Origin of the sequence: Streptomyces sp. NPDC052101 (assembly GCF_040680235.1) — a bacterium.
Classification (GTDB): Bacteria; Actinomycetota; Actinomycetes; order Streptomycetales; family Streptomycetaceae; genus Streptomyces.
In genome coordinates, this window is record NZ_JBFAWH010000038.1 from 1 (window position 1) to 20,894 (window position 20,894).

The 20,894-nt window shown below is 61.8% G+C and carries 21 protein-coding genes, 1 tRNA gene and 3 pseudogenes; 17 read left to right on the forward strand and 8 right to left on the reverse strand.

Going from position 1 to position 20,894, the window contains the following annotated elements:
* The 8 genes and pseudogenes from AB0L75_RS37705 to AB0L75_RS37740 all read left to right on the forward strand — a co-directional run.
* Positions 1 to 86 (forward strand): annotated as a pseudogene (locus AB0L75_RS37705) (IS5/IS1182 family transposase); the annotation flags it as partial.
* Between the two features lie 176 nt (positions 87 to 262).
* On the forward strand, positions 263 to 727 hold the full coding sequence (locus AB0L75_RS37710; protein ID WP_365190654.1) for a single-stranded DNA-binding protein: 465 nt from the start codon (positions 263 to 265) through the stop codon (positions 725 to 727).
* Between the two features lie 604 nt (positions 728 to 1,331).
* Positions 1,332 to 3,167 (forward strand): DUF87 domain-containing protein, encoded by a 1,836-nt coding sequence (locus AB0L75_RS37715; protein ID WP_365190554.1) that lies wholly within the window; start codon positions 1,332 to 1,334, stop codon positions 3,165 to 3,167.
* A complete protein-coding gene (locus AB0L75_RS37720) occupies positions 3,160 to 4,023 on the forward strand; it encodes a translation initiation factor IF-2 N-terminal domain-containing protein (RefSeq protein WP_365190555.1) in 864 nt (287 codons plus the stop codon). The genes AB0L75_RS37715 and AB0L75_RS37720 overlap by 8 nt, the downstream gene beginning before the upstream one ends.
* Before the next feature lie 132 nt (positions 4,024 to 4,155).
* Entirely contained in the window at positions 4,156 to 5,124 is a 969-nt protein-coding gene (locus tag AB0L75_RS37725) for a replication-relaxation family protein (protein ID WP_365190557.1), read from the forward strand.
* On the forward strand, positions 5,121 to 6,641 hold the full coding sequence (locus AB0L75_RS37730; RefSeq protein WP_365190559.1) for a DUF87 domain-containing protein: 1,521 nt from the start codon (positions 5,121 to 5,123) through the stop codon (positions 6,639 to 6,641). The genes AB0L75_RS37725 and AB0L75_RS37730 overlap by 4 nt, the downstream gene beginning before the upstream one ends.
* Before the next feature lie 254 nt (positions 6,642 to 6,895).
* Positions 6,896 to 7,339 carry a PIN domain-containing protein gene (locus AB0L75_RS37735; protein ID WP_365190561.1) on the forward strand — a complete coding sequence of 148 codons (444 nt, stop codon included), beginning with the start codon at positions 6,896 to 6,898 and terminating at the stop codon, positions 7,337 to 7,339.
* Between the two features lie 983 nt (positions 7,340 to 8,322).
* Positions 8,323 to 8,706 carry a hypothetical protein gene (locus AB0L75_RS37740; RefSeq protein ID WP_365190563.1) on the forward strand — a complete coding sequence of 128 codons (384 nt, stop codon included), beginning with the start codon at positions 8,323 to 8,325 and terminating at the stop codon, positions 8,704 to 8,706.
* 200 nt (positions 8,707 to 8,906) lie between these two features.
* Here AB0L75_RS37740 and AB0L75_RS37745 read toward each other — a convergent pair whose 3' ends face one another.
* Genes AB0L75_RS37745 through AB0L75_RS37760 form a run of 4 tightly spaced genes read right to left on the reverse strand, consistent with a single transcriptional unit; the run spans position 8,907 to position 10,876 of the window.
* Positions 8,907 to 9,095 (reverse strand): DUF397 domain-containing protein, encoded by a 189-nt coding sequence (locus AB0L75_RS37745; RefSeq protein WP_365190565.1) that lies wholly within the window; start codon positions 9,093 to 9,095, stop codon positions 8,907 to 8,909.
* Positions 9,096 to 9,107: 12 nt separating this feature from the next.
* Positions 9,108 to 9,962 carry a helix-turn-helix transcriptional regulator gene (locus AB0L75_RS37750; protein WP_365190567.1) on the reverse strand — a complete coding sequence of 285 codons (855 nt, stop codon included), beginning with the start codon at positions 9,960 to 9,962 and terminating at the stop codon, positions 9,108 to 9,110.
* A 7-nt stretch (positions 9,963 to 9,969) separates the two neighbouring features.
* Positions 9,970 to 10,494 (reverse strand): DUF6879 family protein, encoded by a 525-nt coding sequence (locus tag AB0L75_RS37755; RefSeq protein WP_365190569.1) that lies wholly within the window; start codon positions 10,492 to 10,494, stop codon positions 9,970 to 9,972.
* A complete protein-coding gene (locus AB0L75_RS37760) occupies positions 10,466 to 10,876 on the reverse strand; it encodes a hypothetical protein (protein WP_365190571.1) in 411 nt (136 codons plus the stop codon). Before AB0L75_RS37760 ends, AB0L75_RS37755 begins: the two co-directional genes overlap by 29 nt.
* Before the next feature lie 192 nt (positions 10,877 to 11,068).
* Between AB0L75_RS37760 and AB0L75_RS37765 the strand changes: the two genes are divergently transcribed.
* The 7 genes from AB0L75_RS37765 to AB0L75_RS37795 all read left to right on the forward strand — a co-directional run bounded on the left by AB0L75_RS37765 (position 11,069) and on the right by AB0L75_RS37795 (position 17,750).
* Positions 11,069 to 11,437: a hypothetical protein gene (locus AB0L75_RS37765; RefSeq protein WP_365190573.1), complete on the forward strand. Its 369-nt coding sequence runs from the start codon at positions 11,069 to 11,071 to the stop codon at positions 11,435 to 11,437.
* The gene (locus AB0L75_RS37770) at positions 11,434 to 11,667 is read left to right on the forward strand and encodes a hypothetical protein (protein ID WP_365190575.1); all 234 of its coding nucleotides are present in this window, start codon (positions 11,434 to 11,436) and stop codon (positions 11,665 to 11,667) included. Before AB0L75_RS37765 ends, AB0L75_RS37770 begins: the two co-directional genes overlap by 4 nt.
* A 319-nt stretch (positions 11,668 to 11,986) precedes the next feature.
* Positions 11,987 to 12,478, forward strand: coding sequence for a hypothetical protein (locus AB0L75_RS37775; protein WP_365190576.1), 492 nt, complete (start codon positions 11,987 to 11,989; stop codon positions 12,476 to 12,478).
* A gap of 89 nt (positions 12,479 to 12,567) precedes the next feature.
* Positions 12,568 to 13,227: a class I SAM-dependent methyltransferase gene (locus AB0L75_RS37780; RefSeq protein WP_365190578.1), complete on the forward strand. Its 660-nt coding sequence runs from the start codon at positions 12,568 to 12,570 to the stop codon at positions 13,225 to 13,227.
* Between the two features lie 161 nt (positions 13,228 to 13,388).
* Complete coding sequence (locus tag AB0L75_RS37785; protein ID WP_365190580.1) at positions 13,389 to 14,216, forward strand: AAA family ATPase; 828 nt, start codon at positions 13,389 to 13,391, stop codon at positions 14,214 to 14,216.
* Positions 14,217 to 16,303: 2,087 nt separating this feature from the next.
* Positions 16,304 to 16,453 (forward strand): helix-turn-helix domain-containing protein, encoded by a 150-nt coding sequence (locus AB0L75_RS37790; RefSeq protein WP_365190655.1) that lies wholly within the window; start codon positions 16,304 to 16,306, stop codon positions 16,451 to 16,453.
* 91 nt (positions 16,454 to 16,544) lie between these two features.
* Positions 16,545 to 17,750: a tyrosine-type recombinase/integrase gene (locus AB0L75_RS37795; protein ID WP_365190582.1), complete on the forward strand. Its 1,206-nt coding sequence runs from the start codon at positions 16,545 to 16,547 to the stop codon at positions 17,748 to 17,750.
* Between the two features lie 117 nt (positions 17,751 to 17,867).
* Here AB0L75_RS37795 and AB0L75_RS37800 read toward each other — a convergent pair.
* Both AB0L75_RS37800 and AB0L75_RS37805 read right to left on the reverse strand, forming a co-directional pair.
* Positions 17,868 to 17,941, reverse strand: a tRNA-Pro gene (locus AB0L75_RS37800).
* A gap of 44 nt (positions 17,942 to 17,985) precedes the next feature.
* Positions 17,986 to 18,450: pseudogene (locus AB0L75_RS37805) on the reverse strand (MFS transporter); the annotation flags it as partial.
* 18 nt (positions 18,451 to 18,468) lie between these two features.
* Between AB0L75_RS37805 and AB0L75_RS37810 the strand changes: the two are divergent.
* Positions 18,469 to 18,657: pseudogene (locus AB0L75_RS37810) on the forward strand (TetR family transcriptional regulator); the annotation flags it as partial.
* Positions 18,658 to 18,770: 113 nt separating this feature from the next.
* Here the strand turns inward: AB0L75_RS37810 and AB0L75_RS37815 are convergent.
* The gene (locus tag AB0L75_RS37815) at positions 18,771 to 19,292 is read right to left on the reverse strand and encodes a hypothetical protein (protein ID WP_365190583.1); all 522 of its coding nucleotides are present in this window, start codon (positions 19,290 to 19,292) and stop codon (positions 18,771 to 18,773) included.
* Positions 19,293 to 19,422: 130 nt separating this feature from the next.
* Here AB0L75_RS37815 and AB0L75_RS37820 point away from each other — a divergent pair, with 130 nt between their 5' ends.
* A complete protein-coding gene (locus AB0L75_RS37820; RefSeq protein ID WP_365190585.1) occupies positions 19,423 to 19,767 on the forward strand; it encodes a cupin domain-containing protein in 345 nt (114 codons plus the stop codon).
* Positions 19,768 to 19,774: 7 nt separating this feature from the next.
* Here AB0L75_RS37820 and AB0L75_RS37825 read toward each other — a convergent pair whose 3' ends face one another.
* On the reverse strand, positions 19,775 to 20,767 hold the full coding sequence (locus AB0L75_RS37825) for a LacI family DNA-binding transcriptional regulator (RefSeq protein ID WP_365190586.1): 993 nt from the start codon (positions 20,765 to 20,767) through the stop codon (positions 19,775 to 19,777).
* Between the last annotated feature and the right edge of the window lie 127 nt (positions 20,768 to 20,894).

The window sequence follows — 20,894 nt, forward strand, 5'->3', positions numbered from 1 at the left end:
GGCGCATCTTCCGCCGATCCCGGTGCAGCCCGAATCGAATGACGTCAATCGCCGCTGCCGTCCTCACGCTGGAGCGGCAACGCTGAAAGAGCTCACTGGCCCGGCTGTGGTCGCTGGCCTCCCGCAGGATCTGGAAGACACTGAGCAGATCATCGCGCGTCACGAGGCCGTGAACACACCGGCCGAGAAAGCTGAGCCCAAGGCGCCCAAGCCTCCGGAGAAACCCTCGCGCGTGTCGGGAGCCTTCCCGGATGTTCGCCCTATGGCCCAGGTCGCAAGCACTGCGCCGGACGTATTGGCTGATGGAAAGACGGAGACGCAGCCCAAGGCAGTAGCCGCGCCCCCGCAGGAGACGCAGCCTGCGAAGAGTGGAAGCGAGGCACAAAGCACCCAGCAGGACACCGAAGCCGGCGAGTCTGAGCGCCAACGCGTCAAGCTCGTGGGCCGGCTCGGACGTACCCCCACAGTGCGGGAGACCGCGGCCGGCAAGCTCGTTGGTAAGTTCCCCCTGGCCGTCCATCTGGACGACGGCACAACCAAGTGGCACAACATCGTGGCCTTCGGCGAACGCGCCGCAGCGCTCAAGACGCGAACAGAGGCCGGCGAGTTGGTCAAGGGCAACGAGATCGAGGTCGTGGGCTATCTCCACGAGCGGGAGTACCAGGGTAGAGACGGCACAACCAAGACGGCGCAGGAGATCTACTCAGTTGCGGTCACACGCCACTGAGGCAAGCCCTCGGGCTTTGGCAGTGGATACGCCTCGGCGCCCCGATCGTTTTCTACCAAGAAACAGCCAGGGTCTCCCTGCGCACTCTTTTGGGACGACACACGCGTCGCCCCTTTTTTGCGTCTTGACACCAACATGTCCAATATGAGAAAAGATCTATATATGCCAGAAGGAGGAGAAAAGCTAAACCCAGAAGAGGCAAGCTGGCTCTCTGAATATCCCAAGCGCTCGGGGTCAGCTGAGGATAGGGCGCGCATCGACGAAGAGTATGCAAAGGCAGCCCGGAATCCGGCGACAGCACGGATGAAGGAGCTGATATGGGGGCCAGGTGGAACACGCAAGGCTGCGGAAGAGCGGATAGCGAGAGAGCTTGGTGAGCAGCCAGAAGGCCAGCAGCCAACCAACGAGCCAATTAAGGATCAACTCGGGTCATCAAAGGCTGATCGCCCCTTGAGAAGGTTCGTTCAACGAGCCCTCGCTCGACTCGGCCGTAGCCGCCGATGACGGCATCAGCGCTGCGTCGTCTCCAGATGTCCTGTGACCTTTACGGGGCCTATGCTTGACGAGTGGGAGAGGATCCCTCTCTGAGAAGGAGCTGCCAGTCATGGGCTCCAATGTTCTACTCGGCCACGACGGCACTACCCCGGTCTACCTGCGCTACGACCGCCGCACCGCTCACGTAGCCATCCTGGGCAAGTCCCGCTTCGGCAAGACCACCTTGCTTGAGCACCTGGTCTTGCAGGACATGCGAGATGGCACAGCCGCCATCGTCATCGATGCTCATGGTGATCTCACCAAGCGCCTTATCTCCCTTGCGCCGTCTAACGCGCGGGACAAGCTCGTTCTGGTCGAAGCCAATGACGATCACCCCTTTGGGCTGAACCTGTATGAGTGTCCTGTGGCAGCCACCGCCGAAGTCATAACTACCACCGTTGGCAACGTCGTTGGGATCTTCCACAAGCTCATGGGTGTGGAGGGCGGTGGACTTCTGCCGGTGATCGACTCGGGACTTCGCAACACCGCCCGGGTGCTTATTGCCAACGGCCTGACCATGGCGGAGATACCCCAGCTCTACCTGGACTCGACGTTCCGGCACGCCGCACTCGCCAAGGTAACCAATCCGGGCGTGCATCAGTACTGGCAGGAGTACGAATCCAGTACTCGGCAGCGCCAGCAGGAGAGGCGCGATCCTGTGCTCAACAAGGTCGGCCGCTTCCTTGAGGACGACCTCATCCGCCTCATGATCAGCCAAACCAGGACGACCGTTCCGTTTAAAGAGGCCATGAAGGAAGGCGGAACCCTCATCCTCAACCTCGCCGGCCTGGATCGTGAGTCCATCGCGTTTCTGGGCATGGTGTTTCTCTCGGTGCTAAGCAACCTCATACACCAGCGCTCAGTCTCCGACGCCCCGCGGTCTCGCGTGCACTTGTACCTGGACGAGTACGGCCGCTTCGCCACGCCCACCACACAGCAACTTCTTGAGGAGGGCGGCAAGTACGAGCTGGGCGTCACCATCGCGCACCAAAACCTCGCCCAGACGCCTCAGCGTGAAGCCCTCAATGTGGAGAGTTTTATTGTCTTTCAGCTCTCGCCCGACGATGCTGAAACTGTCGCGCCGGTATTTGCTAAGCCTCCTCCCTCTGTGAGGGTAAGGGCAGGAATTTCTCAGACACCGCTCAAATCTCTTGCGAATGCACAACCTCACCCAGACCCGGAAGTTCGTAGTGCGGTACGTTCACTCGAAGGAGGGTTGGATCGCCTCATCGATGATGCGCGAGCCGCTACGCGTTCCGATCTCCCCATATCCACAACTTTCGAAGATCCAACCACCGGACGACAGCGGACAGCCAGCCATCCCGGGCTCTACATAGAAGGCGATGTCATAAATAACGCACTCGCGGAATTTGATCGATTGCTGGTTTCAGTCATGGAACACGGCATTCAGCCCGAAGCACATACAGAGCCTCTCGTCAGCATTATGTCTGACCTTGCCTTGGGGGCTTGCAACACAAGCTATTTTAATTGGGCTCTCCGTCCAAGTGAGGCATTGCCAGACCGTGAAGAACATGTCGAACTTCTCCACTTGCTCACCTCTTTTGTTCGACGTTGCTTGTACGATGTGCAGACCGGTCTGCCACCCCAACGATCAGCCCTGGCTCGATTTTCGTCTCTCGAAAAGGCCATGGCTGAGTACGATCCTCATTGGTCAGGTGGCCCGCACCCTGACTCCTACGCACAACTTCTGTTCTATTTCATTTCCGTTCTCAAAATTTATACCGTTCTGGCACAAGATCCTATCTTTCTAGCGTTCGGTCCTCAAGGCGAGCACCAGCGCACATATGCAGACATGCAGGCCGAGGCGGCGATGGAGATACGAAATCTCCCTCGTTACGTCGCGTACTGCAAGCTTTTCGATCCTGAGGAGAAGCCCCATGGCTGAGCATAGGATCCAGACGCTACCGCCCGCCACCGCTGAGGAGCAGGCCGAGACGCACTATTTCGACGACCAACTTAAGAGAGCGTTGAGGATCAGTTCCAAGATCAGAAACGCCGAACCCTTCGATATACAGCAGTTCAGCGGTCATTCGTCTGAGATAGGAACATACTTCAAGACGGAGGAGTTCCAAAGAAGGATGTCAGATTTTATGCGCGATTGGCGCTATGGGGCTAGGAGGACAAAGCGCTCACCAATTGCGTCATCCCCACTGGACCCACTGGAAATAGAACGTGTGCGTAGGCAGAGCCGTGATCACTATGGCACGCCTCGCGCTCAGGTTGATGAGGAAACCAAGCAGAGACGGGAGCACCTGGTCCGCGGTGGGGCCAGCAGGACAAATCCCGAGAGTCATATTTCATCTCAGATTAATCTGGCACAGGATACCGCACGGGCGAAGTGGCGGCAGGAGCACCCGCAGACTCCGGAGACCTTCTATGATCAGCCGCCCGTGCATGAGCAACCTGAGGCGAGCCACCCAGTGCTTCCCCCTATCGGCAGGAGGTCCCCAAAACGTCTCGACACCGCACACGAACAGCATGAGGACGCCGAACAACGACAAGCCCTTGGCGAGGCGGGCGCCCCTCGGGCGAGCCGTAGCTTTGCATGGGCACTTGACCGACTCTCAAAGAAAGGCAAGATGCGTGTTTGCGAGTTCGCCGAAGAACTAGGTGTCGAGAATCAGGTTGTCATGGATGAACTTGAGAAGCTCGGTGTGTTTGTCCGTTCACCTGACTCAACTCTGAAGGCATCTGTCGTGCATAAGTTGATCATTGCCTTCCGGCAACACCCGGATTCTTAAAATAGCCGGTTCTTGCGCGATTATTACGCCGTTGCAGCGTAAGTTCTCACGCCCGTTTGGCAAAGTGGCTCAATGAACGACTCACTTCATACGCCCGGTGCTACGCCACGCGGCCCGCTTCGTATCGGGGCCGTGGATGAGGAGATTCTCCGCGCCATCAACCGGTTCCAGTACATCACCGCCGCCCAGGTGGGCCGCCTCCTCTATCCCGACCAGCACGACGAGAACCGCTACGTGCAGCGCCGCCTTCGCAGCTTGGCCGAGGCCGGCTACCTGCTCAGGCTCCGTGAGCTGCCCACACCCCGCATCGGTTCAGCACCGCACGTCTTCACCCTGGCGGATAGGGGCCGGCGCTTCGTCGCGGGTCGTGGCGACCTCCTTGCCAGCTCGTACTACCGACCGTCTGAGGAGCGGGCCAAGGCCCAGGACAACCCGTTCATGGAGCACACCCTCGCGGCCGTGGACGTGCTGGTTGCCGCCGAGCGCCTGTGTCGCGGGTTCCAGGTGTCGATGCCTCGCCTGCTCATAGAGCGCCAGCTCAAGCGAAGCGGTGTCCGGGTGCAACCGGCTGGTCGCCCTGACGCGCCCCGTGTTGCTGTCATCCCCGACGCGTGGTTCCAGCTCACAGGAGTTGGATGTGATCCGGTTTCCATTGCCCTGGAGCTTGACCGGGGAACCGAGGGCCAGAAGCACTGGCGACGCAAGATCGCCGCCCTCACTGCCTGGGCAGAGGGCCCGTACCGGCGGGCCTTTGAGACCGACAATCTCACCGTGGCGGTCGCTGTCCCCACGACAGCCCGTCGCGTCCAGCTCTCCGAGTGGACGGCCCAGGAGCTTGAGAGCATCGGCAGAGCCGAAGTTTCCGACATCTTCCTCTTCAGCGAGGCCTCCCCGGTCGAGACTGACCCCTTCGAGCTGTTCTTCAGTCTCTGTTGGTACCCGGCAGGCCAGGATTACGCCGTAAGCCTCCTTGATGCGCCACCTCCAGCTGAGCCAGGTATCGCCTCACCCCTCCCGGTCTCCCCCCAGCTGTCGCAACCGAGCGGCACCGCACCGACCGTGGTCGCTGAGTGGGAGGGGGTGGAGCGGGAGATCGAATGAGACTCTTTCCTGCCCAACGAGTCCCGCGTATCCCGCTTGGCACCTACCGCAGGTGGCTTCTCCCCCACACGCTCTATCTGCCCCTTGATGAGGCCCGTGTCCACATGCACGTGCTGGGCAAGACGGGCTCGGGCAAGAGCTACTTCCTTGCCTCGCTGTTTCTCTCGCTCTTCCTGGCAGGCCAGCCCGTCACGCTCATCGATCCGCACGGAGACCTGGCCCAGTTGGTCCTGGCGCACCTTGTCCAGGCCGGACAGCTCGTTACCCCGCAGCAGCGAGCACGGCTCATGTATCTGGATGTGCCGGCAGCGGCCGTTGAGGGCCGCTTCCTGCCGTTTAACTTCCTCGCCCAGCCCTACGACGACCACGCGATGGCCGAGCACGTTGCCGAGGCAGCCCGCCGCGCCTGGCCCGAGCTGGCGCACGGCGCGCCGACCTTTGAGAACATCCTCAAGCACTCGGTCGTGGCACTGCGCGAGGCTGGACTCCCACTGACCCGTCTGTCGGATCTACTGACGGACAAGGCCTTCCGAGACACGCTTCTGACCCACGTTGCCGACCCGCAGGTGATCCGCTTCTTCAAGCTGCGTATGGATCAGTGGGGACGGGACGCACCCCGGATGAAGGAGTCAACACTCAACCGGGCGGACCTTCTGACCCTCTCCCCCATCCTTCGCTACGCCCTCGGACATGAGCGAAACGTCCTGGACTTCCGGGCCCTCATCGACTCGGGGACGTCGCTGATCGTCAACCTGGCAGTCGCCTCACCCGATGCCCGCCGGCTCTTTGGCTGCCTGCTCACCGTTGGCATGGAGACCGCGGCACTCAGCCGGGCCAACGTCCGGGCTACAGGTTCAGGCCGAGCCCCGCACTTTCTGATCCTTGACGAGTTCTCCCAGTTCATGGCCCAGAGCGAGGAGAGCCTCACCCGGATGCTCTCGGAGACCCGCAAGTACAACCTGTTCTGCGTCATGGCCCACCAGAACTGGAGCCAGGCATCAGACCGGCTCAAGGGAGCCCTGCAGAACGTTGGCATGGAGGTCATCCTCAAAGCCGGGAGACCCGACGCCGAGCACTCGGCCCGGCTCTTCGGCACCGTCGACCCTGACGCCGTCAAGCACATCGTCACCGACCACGCCGCCGAAGAACGCACCCACCCCACGTACTACGCCCTCCAGGAGCAGTGGGAGAGGCAAGTCCAGTCCATCCAGCAGCTGCGCGTGGGAGAGGCGTTCGTCAGGCTCCCCTCCGACGAGGTACGCAAGGTCAAAACCCCGTCCCTCCCCCAGCTCAGTGAGCCACCCGCAGCCCTCGCCGAGGTCGAGCAGTACTACCTCGACCGCTACTTCGAGCCGCCCAGCGTCGAGGCCCCTCTCGTGACCAGCACGCAGGCCAAGGCCACTCCAGCAACAATTACCCGGAGGCGGAAGCCAACCGCAACCGCGCGAACTGTAAGAACCAAAGGGACGCTATTCCGCGGACTGCAAGGGACGAGAGGTAATAGATTTGGGGGTTGATCTTTGGTCGCCATATATGCTATAAGCAAGACATATGCAGCGCACTCAAGTTTATTTACCAAAAACTCTTAGGCACCTTCTGGAGCTCATCGCCCAGAAAGAGCATAAGCCCACGGCGCAGGTGATCCGAGAACTCCTGCAAGAGGGTGCACAGACGAGGCAGCGCGAAAGTACTGGGCACGCGCTTCTTCGCTTAGCGAATATTGGCGCCAAGGGTCCATCAGACGCGTCGGCGCGGATTGACGACTACCTCTATGGAGAACACCGATAACGCCAAAATCATGATTGCTGATTCTAGCGGACTCGTGTCGTTAGCTGTAAATGCAGACGACTTGCACAGCCTGGCTGTCGCCGAGGCACGCAGACTCAAACAAGCCTCAATCCTGGTTGTTGTACCAGCGGACGTTTTCTCTGAAACAGTCAACATATTAGGCAAGCTCAGTGGTCATGCCGACTCCTACGCAACCGCCCGCGAGCTACTTGCTCCTGGACTCTTCGTACACGTTGAGACGTCGGACGCCCTTAGAGACGCCGCTTTGGAAATGTTCAGGGACAAACCTGGTTCCGTTAGTTACACCGACTGCGTGGTGATGACCTTTGCGGAGCACTATGAGACCAAGAACATTTTCGGCTTCGATGACCACTTTCGTAAAGCTGGCTATCAGTTGCCCACCAAAGAGGAGGCGACATCACGATGACCGTAGGCGTCTGTCTTACGAACAAGTGAAAGCGTCTTCATGACGTGAGAAGACCATCTACTTCCTTCGAAGACAAAGGTTGCTAAACCCCCCGACCATCTTTCCCTTCCCTCCCTTAATTGACGGTCTCTTGCGGGCTTGCCTCTCGGGTCAAGGGCCGGCGGAGGTACGCAGCCGGCTTGCGAAGTCCTTGACGCGCAGGCAAACCGCGGCAGCATGACGGCAAAGGAAGGAAGGGAAAGCCCATAGACCACAGGGTCGTTGCCATCCCATGTCGCAGAAGAATTGTTCCACGGCGGGCTTTTGAGGCTAGCTGTTTTGTCGTGACTCGCGAACTGGCTCATAGTGACGCTTCCGGTTGGTTCCAGGAGGCTAATTATTGTTTGCGGGAGGTCTTGTTGCAGTGCTCCATACGAGTTGTCTTATAGCGGTTAGGATGAGCACAGACGATGAATAATTACTCGTAGCGGTATGTAGCTACTCACTGCCAGTGGTTCGCCGTGCGATCTCTCTTGATCGGGTACAAGCTGGTAAGAACAAGCCCCTGCTCGTTGATGGAGGTGTCCGATGAGATCACCAGTTGGTTGCGTCCTTGTGGTCTCCCTGTTGACGTTTCCGCTCGTTGCCGTGGGTGCAACGTCAGCGTCGGCTGTCTCTCCGTCAGACTGCATCCCTGGTACTCAGAGCATGCAGACGGTTGATACCGGGGATATAGAACATGGTCATCAACTTACGGTTACCGACGATACAGACATCACTGACATCTACAATCACGGTAAGGCAGTTGTTTGGTATCACAACGGAGATGATTCGGAATTCTTCACCAAGACTTCAAAGTTCCTTGGTAAGCAGACCGTAGGGTCGCAGACAAAGAACGTGTGGGGAGTAGCGAGCCGGTGGGCAGATTTGCACCCCGACTGGCGCAACGGGACCTGGACAATTACATATTCATGCCCGTAGAGCGAGTGATATAATCAAAGGGCATGGCACGAAGGTTTACAGTTCTTGCTCTAATTGCGGTTGCGCTCAGTGTCGCCGTTCTCGCCTATTGGCTATGGGACACAGATACTGAGTTTAAAGCGTTTCGCCTTCCGAACCCAAGCGGCGTTTATATTCTCCGGGCCGATGATGATCCCACGGGACTTTACTATCTTCAGCGGCCTGGTTCTTTGTATCCGTATACGGGAAGCCCTTATGTTACATCCTCACGTGTTCCGCTCAAGCCGTTCTTAGGTAAACGGGTGCGGCTCCGAGGACACTACATTGATGCAACTAGTCTGTTGACTCTCACAGGTGTCGACCAGTGGGGGAAAGACACGATTGCCGCTGTTGCCATTGATGACATCCAGATAGCTGACAAGCCATAGTTGGTGGTCTTTTGGCCTTGAGGCTTTACTCACCTCCCTCGCGGTGGGACCCGACGCGGGGAGACCTCATCGGACACTAAAGGGCAGCTGTACTGCTGCCCGATCCGCTGGCGAGCGTACGGTCTCCCCGCTCCCACCACGATGTAGGCCACCGGCCAAAGCCTCAGGCTGGGGAGCCTGCCGGGAGTGGCTGTCGGCTGCTAGTTGGGCATCAGGCCCTTGGTGAATTCGACGAAGTAGGTCCAGCTGGTCGGATGAACGCGAAGGGCTTCCCTTTCCCGCTCCTTGGTGTCCCTGATCAACACCCTCTGTGGATCATTGTCGGCCACCTCCACACAGCTGTCAGACTTCGTGTAGGTGCTGGTTCGCCAGTTGGGTTCGACTGTCATCTTGATCGTCTCCTAGCCGGTTGTCATGCGGTCGAAGTGATGGATTGCAGTGAAGATGAGGTCTCGGACAGCGGTCCCGTAGACCGCTGACTGTTGCAACAGGGCGAATGCCTTCATGTACAGCTCGATCTCTCGGGGCTGTGTCACCGAGAACTCGGCTGAGTACGTCTCAACGAGGACGAGCTTGTCATCAAACATGGAGAACGAGTTGCCAGGCCAGATCTGCAACGGCGCGGACCGAGGCACGATGCCCAGGCTCAGTCGAGCAAGCCGCATGACAGCCAACAATCGGTCGAGCTGCCCCTTCATCACCTCCGGTCCGCCGAAGTTGCTGTACAGCGCCTGCTCACCCAGCACGACGTTGAAGATCCGATTGCCTTGGTACAGGTACTGCTGTCGTTCAAGCCGCTTGGCTGTTGCGGCCTCGGTGTCATCGGGGATCTGGTAGTAGTCGCGGACCTGTCTGAAGGTCTCCGCGGCGTACTCAGCGGTTTGGAGGGTTCCCCATACCAGCGTTGGGTGCCAGATGCGGAAGACCTTGGTTTTGGAGTAGACCGGTATCGCGGCTTGCTGCCGCTTCTCCGCCCCGGTCGCCAGCTGCCGGCGCCACTCCAGCCACAGCTCGTCGATGTGACGCACGGTGGCGATCAGGTCTTCGATCTGGGAAGTGTTGTTGGTCTTGGTGCACCAGACGCGGATGTCCTCCTCGCTGGCGTTCTGCTTGCCGTTCTCGATCCGAGAGACCTTGGACTCTTGCCATCCTGTCGCCAGCGCGAATGCCCGGCCGCTCGTGAACCCCGCATCCTTGCGGAATCCGCGAAGCCGGGCACCCAGCGCCTCTCGTGCCTCTTGTGCTTGGTTGCTCACTGATGGGTCAGGGCTTGTACTCGGCGTGTGGGATGGCGATGGACCAGAGCTGGTCGCGTAGGCTGATGCACTTGGCCACCGTGTCAGGGTCTTTCACGATCTCCGAGCCGAGCACTCGGCCCTCATGGTCGAAGTGCCCGACAGCAAGAAGTCGGTCGTCGTACAGCCACCAGTCGTTCCCGTTCACGGGGAAGGTGATGCCCTTGGGCAGCAGGTGCCGCGGTAGCCAGCGGATGTCCTCGCCCATCTCGATGTTCAGGTGCGTGAGCGAGTGTTCCCACGTGACGTACTGGCTGTGAGGCTCCGTGATCACGCGAACACGGCGCACTGTCTTGCTCTCGCCAGTGACGCGCTTCATCAGGCTCGTCCAGTCGTTGAGCCAGGCGTAGTCGTCAGGCTTACCCCGCTGCCACCTCGCGTACGGCGTGTCCTCGATGGGAGAGCCGTAGTCGTCTCGCAGCTCCAGGTGGAAGGCGTCCCGTTCGAACTGGTTGAACAGCTCGTCACGCTGGGCGGGAGTGATCAGGTCCACTGCTGTCTTCCTCCAGTAGGGCCGTGATCGAGGACTTGGGGACCTCGATGCAGGTCTCATAGTCGGGCATGCGCATCTGGCTCAGGGCTTCAGTGTCATGCATCTGCGGGCCCTGCAGGATGCATGTTCCCTGTTCGGTGACGAGTTTGATCGGATCGGCGAACGTGCGGATCTGGCCGGACGATTGCCCATCCTTGGTCAGGTGCTCGAACAGCTCGGGCGGCACCTCGATGACGGTCTGCCCCTCCGGTACGTCAAGCTTCATGAGGTGTTCGTTGGCGTACACCTTCCATCCCTGGATGACGTAGGTGTTCTGGTCGCTGGCGTACAGGGTGGGGCTGTCTCCCGGGGTGGAGTTCTTCCCAAGGAACCGTAGCTTCATGGTTGTTCTCCCGTCCGCTGCCTTGCTCCGGATTGCGCGACGAGACAATGGTCGGCAGGCTGTTGCCGCCCGTCAATCAGCGTGCTGCAAACTCGCGCAATCTACTTGGGACTTGGCCACAGGCCGCCCTACGTTCGTCACCAAGCCCAAACCCGCCCAGGCGGCATCGAGGGGAGACACGTGGTGGCAAGTGTGACTGACGAGCGTGTGATGTCGGAGGCCGAAGCCGCAGGCTTGCCCATCGACGTAGAGACAATCTCGGCGGCCGTCGACCTCGTTCTTCGGATGAGCCTCAGTACCTCGAAGCGCGTGGACATCGACACGAGAGTGGGCCAGTTGACTGGGTTCTTGAACCTGCTCAAGGGCCAGTGTCTCGGTGAAGACGAGGACCAGGATGTGCTGCGGCTGCTGGGCATGGTGGACCGGCACTTGGCCTTGAGTAGCCGGCCGACGGGTCGTTCGCAGGCTCACGAGGCCTTCAACTACATGCACGACGCCGCGGTGTTCGCCAGGGCTCTGTTGTCGGCCTACACGAAGATGAACGGGATCACCGCGCCGTGAGAGCCGTACTGCGCTTCGTCAACTACAAGACCATCCGAGATCCCGATGGGGAGTTCACCTACGAGGCGCGCTGCGTCTCAGGTGACGACACGGAATGCGGGACCGAGTCGATGGTCCTGGGCAGCGATGCAGCCGTTAACGACTGGATGGCGCACCACACCGCCCAGACCGGACACCAACGGTTCAAGCGCAGCTTCGAGGACTACGCGATCGTGGAGCCGACGTCGTGACAAGTCGACCACGCAGGGCCTTAAGTTGGGGCTGGTGCGTCCTCGGCCGCCACTACGACATGGTCGTCTTCATAGGCCCGGTTGAATCAGACGGCATGTCAGCTCCCGTCCATGCATGCGTCAGCTGCTGCACCTATATGCGCGGCTTTGTCCGGAGCTACAACCGGCAACGGGACGCACAGCCCATTCAAACTCCCGTCTCAGCTCTGCCTCCCCCGACAGAGCTGGGCGGGGCAAGTCCCCACCCGCCTGGTCTTCCTGAGCAGTCTGCCAAGCGGGTGGGCTCCACACCCTCACTCCACACAGAGAGGGAACAACCATGACAGTACTGCTTGAGGTTCCTGAGGCCATGAAGGTCCGGGACCCCAAGGCGATCCTGGACGAGATCGGGCAGGCCAATGCCCACCTGATCCCGGATCCCGGCATCGGCCTGTGGGAGCGCGAAGTGCGACTCCTCATGCGTGACACCGTGCGGGTCCGCAGCCTCGCCGAGCGCATCCTGGGTCAGGGTGTCGCGTATCTGATCACCGCCATGGAGAAGCCGGGCAACGACATGGGGCCGGGCTTCGAGGTCGACCAAGGCGTCCACCAGATCATCCTCGACACCCCTGTGTACTTCGCCATCTGCGAGAGGTACAACAGCGGTCTGTACAAGCACCACGCACCCTTGATCGAACGCCGCCGTGACGGAATCGTCATGCGGACGGCAGAGATCATCCGGAGCAACGGCTTCGCCGTCGACATGGAGCTGTGGGAGGTCGACGCTTCCGAGTGCGGCCCTTGCGACGACAAGGTGCCCGACTCCCACTGACGGCCGCCAGCGCCCCAGCAAGACTGCCCCGCCCTCAACCCCACTCCCCGAGGGCGGGGTCCCTGTACATCGCGACGACAAGGACGCTCGTGTCTGCACGTCATGACTACGCCATCGAGACTGAGGTATGGGACGCATACGCGGAATCGGCGTTCGAGCCGGATGCCCAGCCTGCGTTCCGCTGGACCCAGTACAAGGATCACGGACCAGGACCCGAGATCCTCGGCGAGCCGCACAAGACGCTGGAGATCGGATGCGGTACCGGCCGCGCCGTCGTCTATCTCGCCCAGCTCGGCGTAGAAGCACACGGACTCGACCTGTCCCCCGTCATGGTCAAGAAGATCACCGACAGGTGGTCGGACACAGGAGCCGTCTTCCACCAAGGCGAGGTGCTGTCCTTCCTGGCGACGACCAAAGAAACGTATGACGCCATCTACTCGATCTTCGGATGTGCCTGGTTCGCCAATCCGCTGCACCTCTTTCCACTGGTGCTCGATCGTCTGAATCCCAGGGGTATCTTTGCCTTCTCGCAGCCGCCGGCCATCCCGGGCGCCTACGGACCCCAGGGCATGTACAAGGGCGGCTTCGCAGGGAGGCCCGCCTACACCTACCGGTACAGCTACACCCCTCGGAAGTGGAAGAACCTCCTGCTGGAGTACGGCTTCCACCGAGCTGGAGTGAAGGTCATCGAGGCCCCTACCGAGGGGCACATCGGCACCCTCTTCGGCACTGCCGGCCGGCCGTCCTGAGTGCTTCAGGCAATAGTCCCCCATTGAGGCTCGGCTGGTGTTCCTCCAGCAGGGTCCCGGCCTTTTTCGTTGTGCATGTAGAAACTCCCGATTTCCCCGAACTTTCTTCCCCTATTGACAAATTGCCCCAACTTTGCCATATTCATTAATAGTTACACAATATGGACATTAACGCAATTGTCAAATATTTCGGTCTTACTGAGCATCCGTTCATCACGAGTCCTGATCCGCGGTTTCTATACTTCTCCTCCCAGGTCCGCGAGGCCCTCGCCAAGTGCGAGTTCATGGCACGCGATCGCATTGGCCCCATCTACATGTACGGCCCGATCGGCTCAGGGAAGACCTCCCTCGTCCGCCGGCTCCACGAGAAGCTAAGCCAGGACGAGCGCTTCAACGTCAAGCTCTTGATCTCTCCCAACCTTAAGAGCAGCAACGCCTTCCTCCGCCTTGTCATGGAGAGCTTCGATGTGAAGACCGAGCGCTCCTACGCTGCCTCCTTGGGAAACTTCGAGACTTTTCTGCTGGATCAGTTCGAGAACGAAAGGATCCCCGTACTCCTTGTTGACGAAGCCCAGTACATGACGCGCGAGCAGCTCAAGCTTGTTCATTACCTGCTGAACTTTGAGACCAATAAGACCAAGCTCTTGCAGATCGTCCTCGTCGGCCAGGAGGAACTCGGAACCAAGATCGTGAACTACCGCGAACTTGCCTCCCGCATGTTCCCCATCGCCATGAACGCGATGTCTCTCGAAGACCTACGCGACATGGTGCAATTTCGTCTCACCGTCGCCGGCCGCAGGGACTCACTCTTCGAGGACAATAACGCCGAGGAGGCGTACCACCTCCTTTATGCCTACACCAAGGGACTCCCCAGGGATGCCATCAAGGTGTGCTTTGAGGTGCTTATTGAACTTGCCGTGCAGGGACGCTCACACGCGACACCACAGCAGGTCGAGGAGATTGCCAAAGCGCAGAACTTGCGCATCTGACTATGGGGAGATTCGATAAACTCACTGAACTTTCAACGCCAGTACCTGCTGTAATTTCAAATATGCAAGTACACGCCCCAACGATACCCACTCCGGTACCGGATCTAGTACCGGTACCGGTACCAGGGAACCAACCCTCTATCTCGCCATTTAGAAAACGACTTATTGTACGCAGGTATCCCGTTGACCCTTATGAAGACCAAGTGGCGGCATTGGATACACTTTCAACACTTGAGAAAGAGCAGGGCTTAGGCGGTAGTCGAGCCGCTATGGTGCGGGATGCCCTTGATATGTACTTTTCACTACGCCCCCTCTTTGACGCACAGAAGCGTCAAGGATTCCGCGGTACGATCATCGAGCTGTTCGCTGACATCCTTGTTGCCCACCAGAAGAAGAACCGCTAATGCGCTCCGGTACCGGACCCGGTACCGGTACCTTCCTAGCTCCCTGTCCCTGCTTTTCCTTTTCTTCGGGAAGGATGGAAACTTCTATTTTGCGTACCGGTACCGGCACGCGTACCAGTTCCGGTACCGGACCCCGTCCGGCACCTGGGACCGGCACCGGTGCCGGGACTGTGCAAGGCCATCTCTAATTTGTTTCACTTAATGTACGCAGACACAGCAGCCGCCGTCTCCCCCATTTTGGGGTTTGCGACTAAAGATGGACTAGCTGGCCGTGAGCAAGTGACCGAGTGACTGAAGCAACATGGTCGATCCAGAAAGTACCGGATCGAACTAGGACGCTGGGCATCAGCCCAGATGATCTGAGTTACCTCATCGACGAGTCGCTGACCCGTATGCCTTCTTTGAAAAGCGACGCGTCAGCGTCGATAGGAAGGCGAAGGGAAACGAGAGAACGAAGCGAGCGGGGAATAGGGGAGCCACCAAGGGGGACCTTAGGGGGTTTCCTTGTCGTACCCAAAAACGGCGTCGAGGCTAGCTTCGTGAACACAAACTTTGATCGATTCGTGTGTTCGAGTAGCTTTCGTACCCGGTTTGCGAGGACGGGTGTCGTACCGTCTCAGGCCGGTACACCAACCGGTACACAGAGAACGGTTCAAGGAAGCAGCCTGCGGCCGGTTCTAGCTGGAAGGAACAGCCCGCTGACCAGCGGGTTCGGGGTGGTCATCGGACGGGGGGAGTCAGCCGCACCTGGGGTTGTTCCACAGCTCCCGGCGGTCGGTGGCGCGGCTGACTCCCCCCGTCCTCTCCACCAGCACACAAGGTCTACGACCAGCCCTTCGGGTGTGTGCCGGTTCCGAGTCCACCCCCCAAGGGGGGCCACAGTGGCCACCCTGCGGCATTCCTTCCAGACCTTCCTTCCGCCGTGTGGCAATAAGCCGCTGACGCGGGAGAACGGATCGCGTCGCGATCACAAATGGTCGCTTCGCGAGAAGGCAGCGGACTGGCTGTCCGAGCAGGGGACTGGCGGGTTGCCGGCCTGCCGGGTTTTGGCTTCGGGGTATCTCGTACCTCTGCGCCTCTTCGCGCTTTCGCAATGTGCCACATGGCTCTGACCGGCGTGTCAAGACAGCCCTATGGGCTCCGCTGCGGCGGCTGCGCTATCGCTTCGGTCTGGACTCGCCGGCGCGCCCTGTGTCGTGTGGACTACGCGCAAAGAGGCGCAGAAAGGAGGTATGCGTTATGGAATACACGATTATTCGGGTGTACCGGGTTCCGGGAGCAACCCAGCGGGAAGCAACCGACCGGTTCCTTGAAGCCCGCGAGCTTGGTGTTGAACGGGATTTTCATGTCCGGGATCTCGTTAAGCCGCCAGGAGTCCGGGCCGAGACGGAGCCGAGTCGGATTTCATGGTGGGAGCTGGTGAAGCGACAACTTCTCGGCAGGTGAGTAAGCCTTTTTCTCACCGGTGTCCGATTTCCCCCGATACTCCTTGGATTTTGGCCGTTTCCCGGATAAACTGGAGGAAGCAGGCTGACCCTTCTTGTGCAGCCGAGCATCCTCAAATCTCCACCAACGGTCTGTTGGGAATGTTCGCCATCGCCTCTTGCGGCGGTGTCGCCGAGGAGCGTGATCAGCTTGCAACCCACCCTTGATGAGATCCGGTCGTGGGCAGCCACGGTTGACGTGTGTCAGGCCGCCTCGGCCCTGGGGATTTCCAAGTCTCACCTCTACGAGTTGATCAAGCGGGGTGAGGTGCCGTTTCGGGTCGTGGCGTTTGGGGCTCGCTACCGGGTGCTCACGGCGTCTCTGATCCGCTATCTCGAAGCGCTGTAATAAGGGTTTTGGAGCCTGTTGCTTTTGCCCGGTGCGGGGCTCACACTCGGGAGCACCACCTTGGGGGGTCAACCGATAAGTAGGTGACACGGTGGGTGAGCCAATCAAGAAGATCACGCTCGCGGACGGGACGGTGCGGTACCGCTTCGTCACTGACGGGCCCCGTCAGGCAAGCGGCAAAAGACGCCAGATCAGAAAGACCTTCGACACCAAGAAAGAGGCCCGCGCGGAGCTGGCCCGCATCCGGCATCAGTCCACAACCGGCACGTTCGTCGTGCCGACCAAGGTAACGGTTGACCAGCTTCTCGACCTGTGGCTCAGGAGCGCGGTCAGAGGAGTCGAGGACGCGACCGCGTCCAACTACGACAATGCCATCCGCCCTGTACGGCTGTTTCTTGGAGACAAGCGGCTTCAGCAGCTGAGCGAAGAGGATGTCGAAGCGTTTGTCGACTGGATGCTCACCCGTGGGCGAGTGCGCGGGGGAAAGCCGGGGACTGGCCTTGGCCTGCGCTCAGTGCGGCTAACCCTTGGCCGGCTGCGCTGCGCACTTAATCTCGCGGTTCGCCGTGGCTGGGTAGCACGTAATGTTGCCGAGCACGTTCGGGTGCCGCGTGACGCTGTACGAAGAGCCGCCCAGGACGGCGTGAAACGTCGGCCATGGGACGCATCAGAGGTGAAGGCGTTTATCGAGGCGACCAAGGGTGACCGGCTTTTCGGCGTGATGCTCCTAACGCTTATCGCCGAGCGTCCCGCCGAGGTATGCGGTACCCGCTGGGAACAGGACGTTGACCTCCGCCGCGGGGCTGGCACCATTGCAGTGGGTAATACCCGCACCATCGTCTATGACCGGAGCCTGCCGAAGGGGCAGCGCAACAAGGTCGTTGAGAAGGACCCCAAGACCCAAAACGGCAAGCGTGTCCTCCCCCTGCCCAAGCCCCTGCAAGCAGCGCTTCTGAGCTTCCGGGCACGGCAGGCGCAGGAGAAGCTCGCGGCGGGAGAAGCGTACGAAGCAAGCGGCTATGTAGTCGTTGACGAGCTGGGCCGACCCTTCAAGACGGACAAGCTGCGCCGTGAGGCACACCGGCTGATGGAGGGGGCTGGCGTTCGCAAGGTGCGTTTGTACGATGCGCGCCACGCGTGCCTGTCCTGGATGGCCAACAATGGGGTGCCCGACACCGTGGTTTCGGCCTGGGCCGGGCACAGTGACCTGTCCTTCACCAAGCGGTTCTACGTGCACCCCGACCCGCAGAGCCTCAAGGCGGGCTCGGACAAGCTCGGGCAGCTGCTCGCCGGTTGAGGAAGATCCACCAGGTTTTGTGACCAAATGTGACACGTGACCCGGAAAACGATCAAGAGCCCTGCCTCACGTGATGTGAAGTAGGGCTCTGATCTGCGACTATCAGTGTTCCTCTAGTCGGGACGACAGGATTTGAACCTGCGACCCCTTGACCCCCAGTCAAGTGCGCTACCAAGCTGCGCCACGTCCCGTTGCGGTCTCACCCGGGTGCCCCGTGTGATCACGCAGGTCAACCCTACCGCACCTGAGCGGGTGCCCGTGTCGCCCCGGTGGCGGTGGGGAGCGTCGTACGGCCCTGGCGGCGGACCGGCACCAGGAGGGCGGCGCCGGCCGCGGCCAGGCAGAGCAGGGCGAGCAGGGCCCAGCCGTGGGTGTGGCCGGAGCCGTAAGGCTGGAGCCGGCCGGTGACCAGGACGCTGGTGAGCGCGGCGCCGATGGAGCCGCCGATGGTGCGGATGTCGGCGTTCATGCCGGTCGCGGCGCCGGTCTGCTCGGGCGGGACGCTGTCGACGACGAGGTTGGCCATGGCGGCGAAGACCAGTCCGATACCCAGGCCGAAGAGCCCCGCGATCACGGCTGTCTGTCACTGGGCGTCGTGCCAGAGGGTGAGGAAGCCGCAGGCCGGCGCGCCGAGTGCGGCGCCGGTGGTGAGGAGCGCCTTGGCACCGACGCGGGGCTCCAGGCGGTCCGGGAGGACGCCGCCCGCACCTTCGATTCCCTGCTCGCCGCCGCCCGCGAGGCGTTCCCGGAGCACGGCTCGAACGCCTCCCTGGAAGACATCGCGCGCCGCGCGGGCGTCGGCGTCGGCATCGGCATCGGCATCGGCATCGGCATCGGCATCGGCATCGGCATCGGCACGCTGTACCGCAACTTCCCCACCCGCCGCGACCTGTTCGAGAGCGTCTATCGGAGATCTTCCGGCGTTCGACGACGACGCCCAGCGCGACCGGGTCCTCGCGATCGCGCGGGACGGCGTACGCACCGGCCGCTGACGCCAGGGGGCCCAGCGCGTACCTCCGCCTACTTGATCAGCGCGTTCGCCACCACCACGAACAGGCCCAGCAGCGCGTCCCCGACGCCCATGAGGACCGCCGTCGGCCAACTCCGCGCGGACCAGCGGGCGGTGATCACGCCGAGCACGAACAGGATCAGGATGTTGAGGACGAACGCCGCGTACTCGACGCCTTTCGCCGCCCACCATCCCCAGTGCGCGCCCGCCAGCACGAAGACCGTGGGCAGGACGGCCGCGACCAGCGGCCACTCGTCCCGCAGCGTGCGCAGCACGTCCCAGCGGCGATGCGGGGCCCGCTCGGCGATGTAGTGGGCGTAGCCGTGGGCCAGGGCGGAGGCGAGCGCGGTCACCAGCACCCAGGCGGCGTCATAGCCACGGACCTTGGCGGACGTGTGCCCGTACTGGCTGAGCGCCGCCACCATCGAGCTGGCGAGGACGGCTCCGTACACCCCGCCGAACAGCACGACCTCGCGTGTGTCGTGCTGCCGGGGCGGTGACGGCGCCGTGCCGACCGCCGGGGAGTCAGCCATGTTCCCCACGATCACCCGAGGCGGCCCGGTCCGCCAGTCCGCACGGACCGACGAAGTGTCCTCCCACCAGCCCCGACGCCCCACACTCTGTCGACGGCGGCGCGCCCCGGGCGCTGGCTAGGCTCGCCGCATGACGCACAGCTTCGCACTGCACATCCCCGACGCCGACCTGGTACCCGAGCCCCTCGACCCGGAGCAGATCGTCTCCGGGGATCCGGAGGTCACCGGAAAGGTGGTCTGGGAGTCGCCGGACGGCCGGCAGATCCGCGGGATCTGGCAGATCACGCCCGGCGTGGTCACCGACACGGAGGCGGACGAGCTGTTCGTGGTGATCAGCGGTTCGGCGACGATCGAGATCGCGGACGGGCCGACGCTGACGGTGGGACCGGGCGACATGGCCGTGCTGCGCGCGGGCGACCGTACGACATGGACGGTGCACGAGACACTGCGCAAGGCGTACGCGATCACCCTGTGAGGACGCCTCAGGAGGGCGGCGCCGTCGTACCCCGGATCTCCAGTGTCGGTTCGGCGAGGTGGACGCGCCCCTCGCGGTCCGGCCGCTCGAACCGGTCGAGCAGGCAACGGGCGGCGCGCCGGCCGATCTCGTGCGGGGCGGTGTCGACGGTGGTCAGCCAGAGGTGCCGCAGCCGGGAGATGCTGGTGTTGTCGTAGCCGGCCACCGAGAGATCGCGCGGTACGCCCAGCCCCAGTTCCCCGGCCGCCGAGAGCGCGCCCACCGACGCCATGTCGTTGACGGCGAAGAGTGCCGTCGGCCGCTCGGGACGGCTGAGCAGGCGCACGGTCGCCCGGTAGCCGCCCTCCTCGGTCAGGTCGCCCTGTTCCACGACCGGTTCGGCGCCGTGTGCCCGCATCGCCGCCTCGAAGCCGCGCCGGCGCAACGCGCCGACCGCGCCGTGGCCCGCCAGGTGGGCGATCCTGCGGTGGCCGAGGCCGAGCAGATGCTCGGTGGCGAGCCGGGCCCCGTGCTCGTCGTCCCCGGCGACGACGTCCACGCCCGCCGGCTGCGGCTCGCGGGCGCCCGCCACGACCACCGGCATCCGCTGCGCGAGCACGCCGAGACCGCCCGCGCCGGGAACCGTGCCGACGATCACCAGCCCGTCGACGCCCAGGTCCAGGAACGGTTCGGCGAGGTCGTGCCCCGTCCGCCGGTTCAACCTGGCGTCGGCGAGCAGCATGTGCAGACCGGCGGCGTGCAGCGGGGAGTTGAGGCCGTCGAGGAGATCGACGAACCAGGGGTTGCGCAGGTCGTCGAGGAGGACGCCGACCGTGCGGGTGCGCTGTTCGCTCAGGCTGCGGGCGGCCGCGTTGGGCCGGTAGCCCAGCTCGCGCACGGCCCGCAGCACCGCCTCCCGCTTCACGGGGCTGACCGGTCCCGAGTCGCGCAGCACCAGCGAGACCAGTGACTTGGACACTCCGGCCTGTTCGGCCACGTCACGGATGGTCGGCTGTCTCATGACATGGACCGTTCCATGCCGTGTGCCGCTCTGTCAAAGGGGCGACCGGGCATCGCCAATGGGATGACCGGGCATCCTCTGTCCCCGTCGTTTCCTCGTGGTTCCGCTTTCGGAGGGTTGACACGGG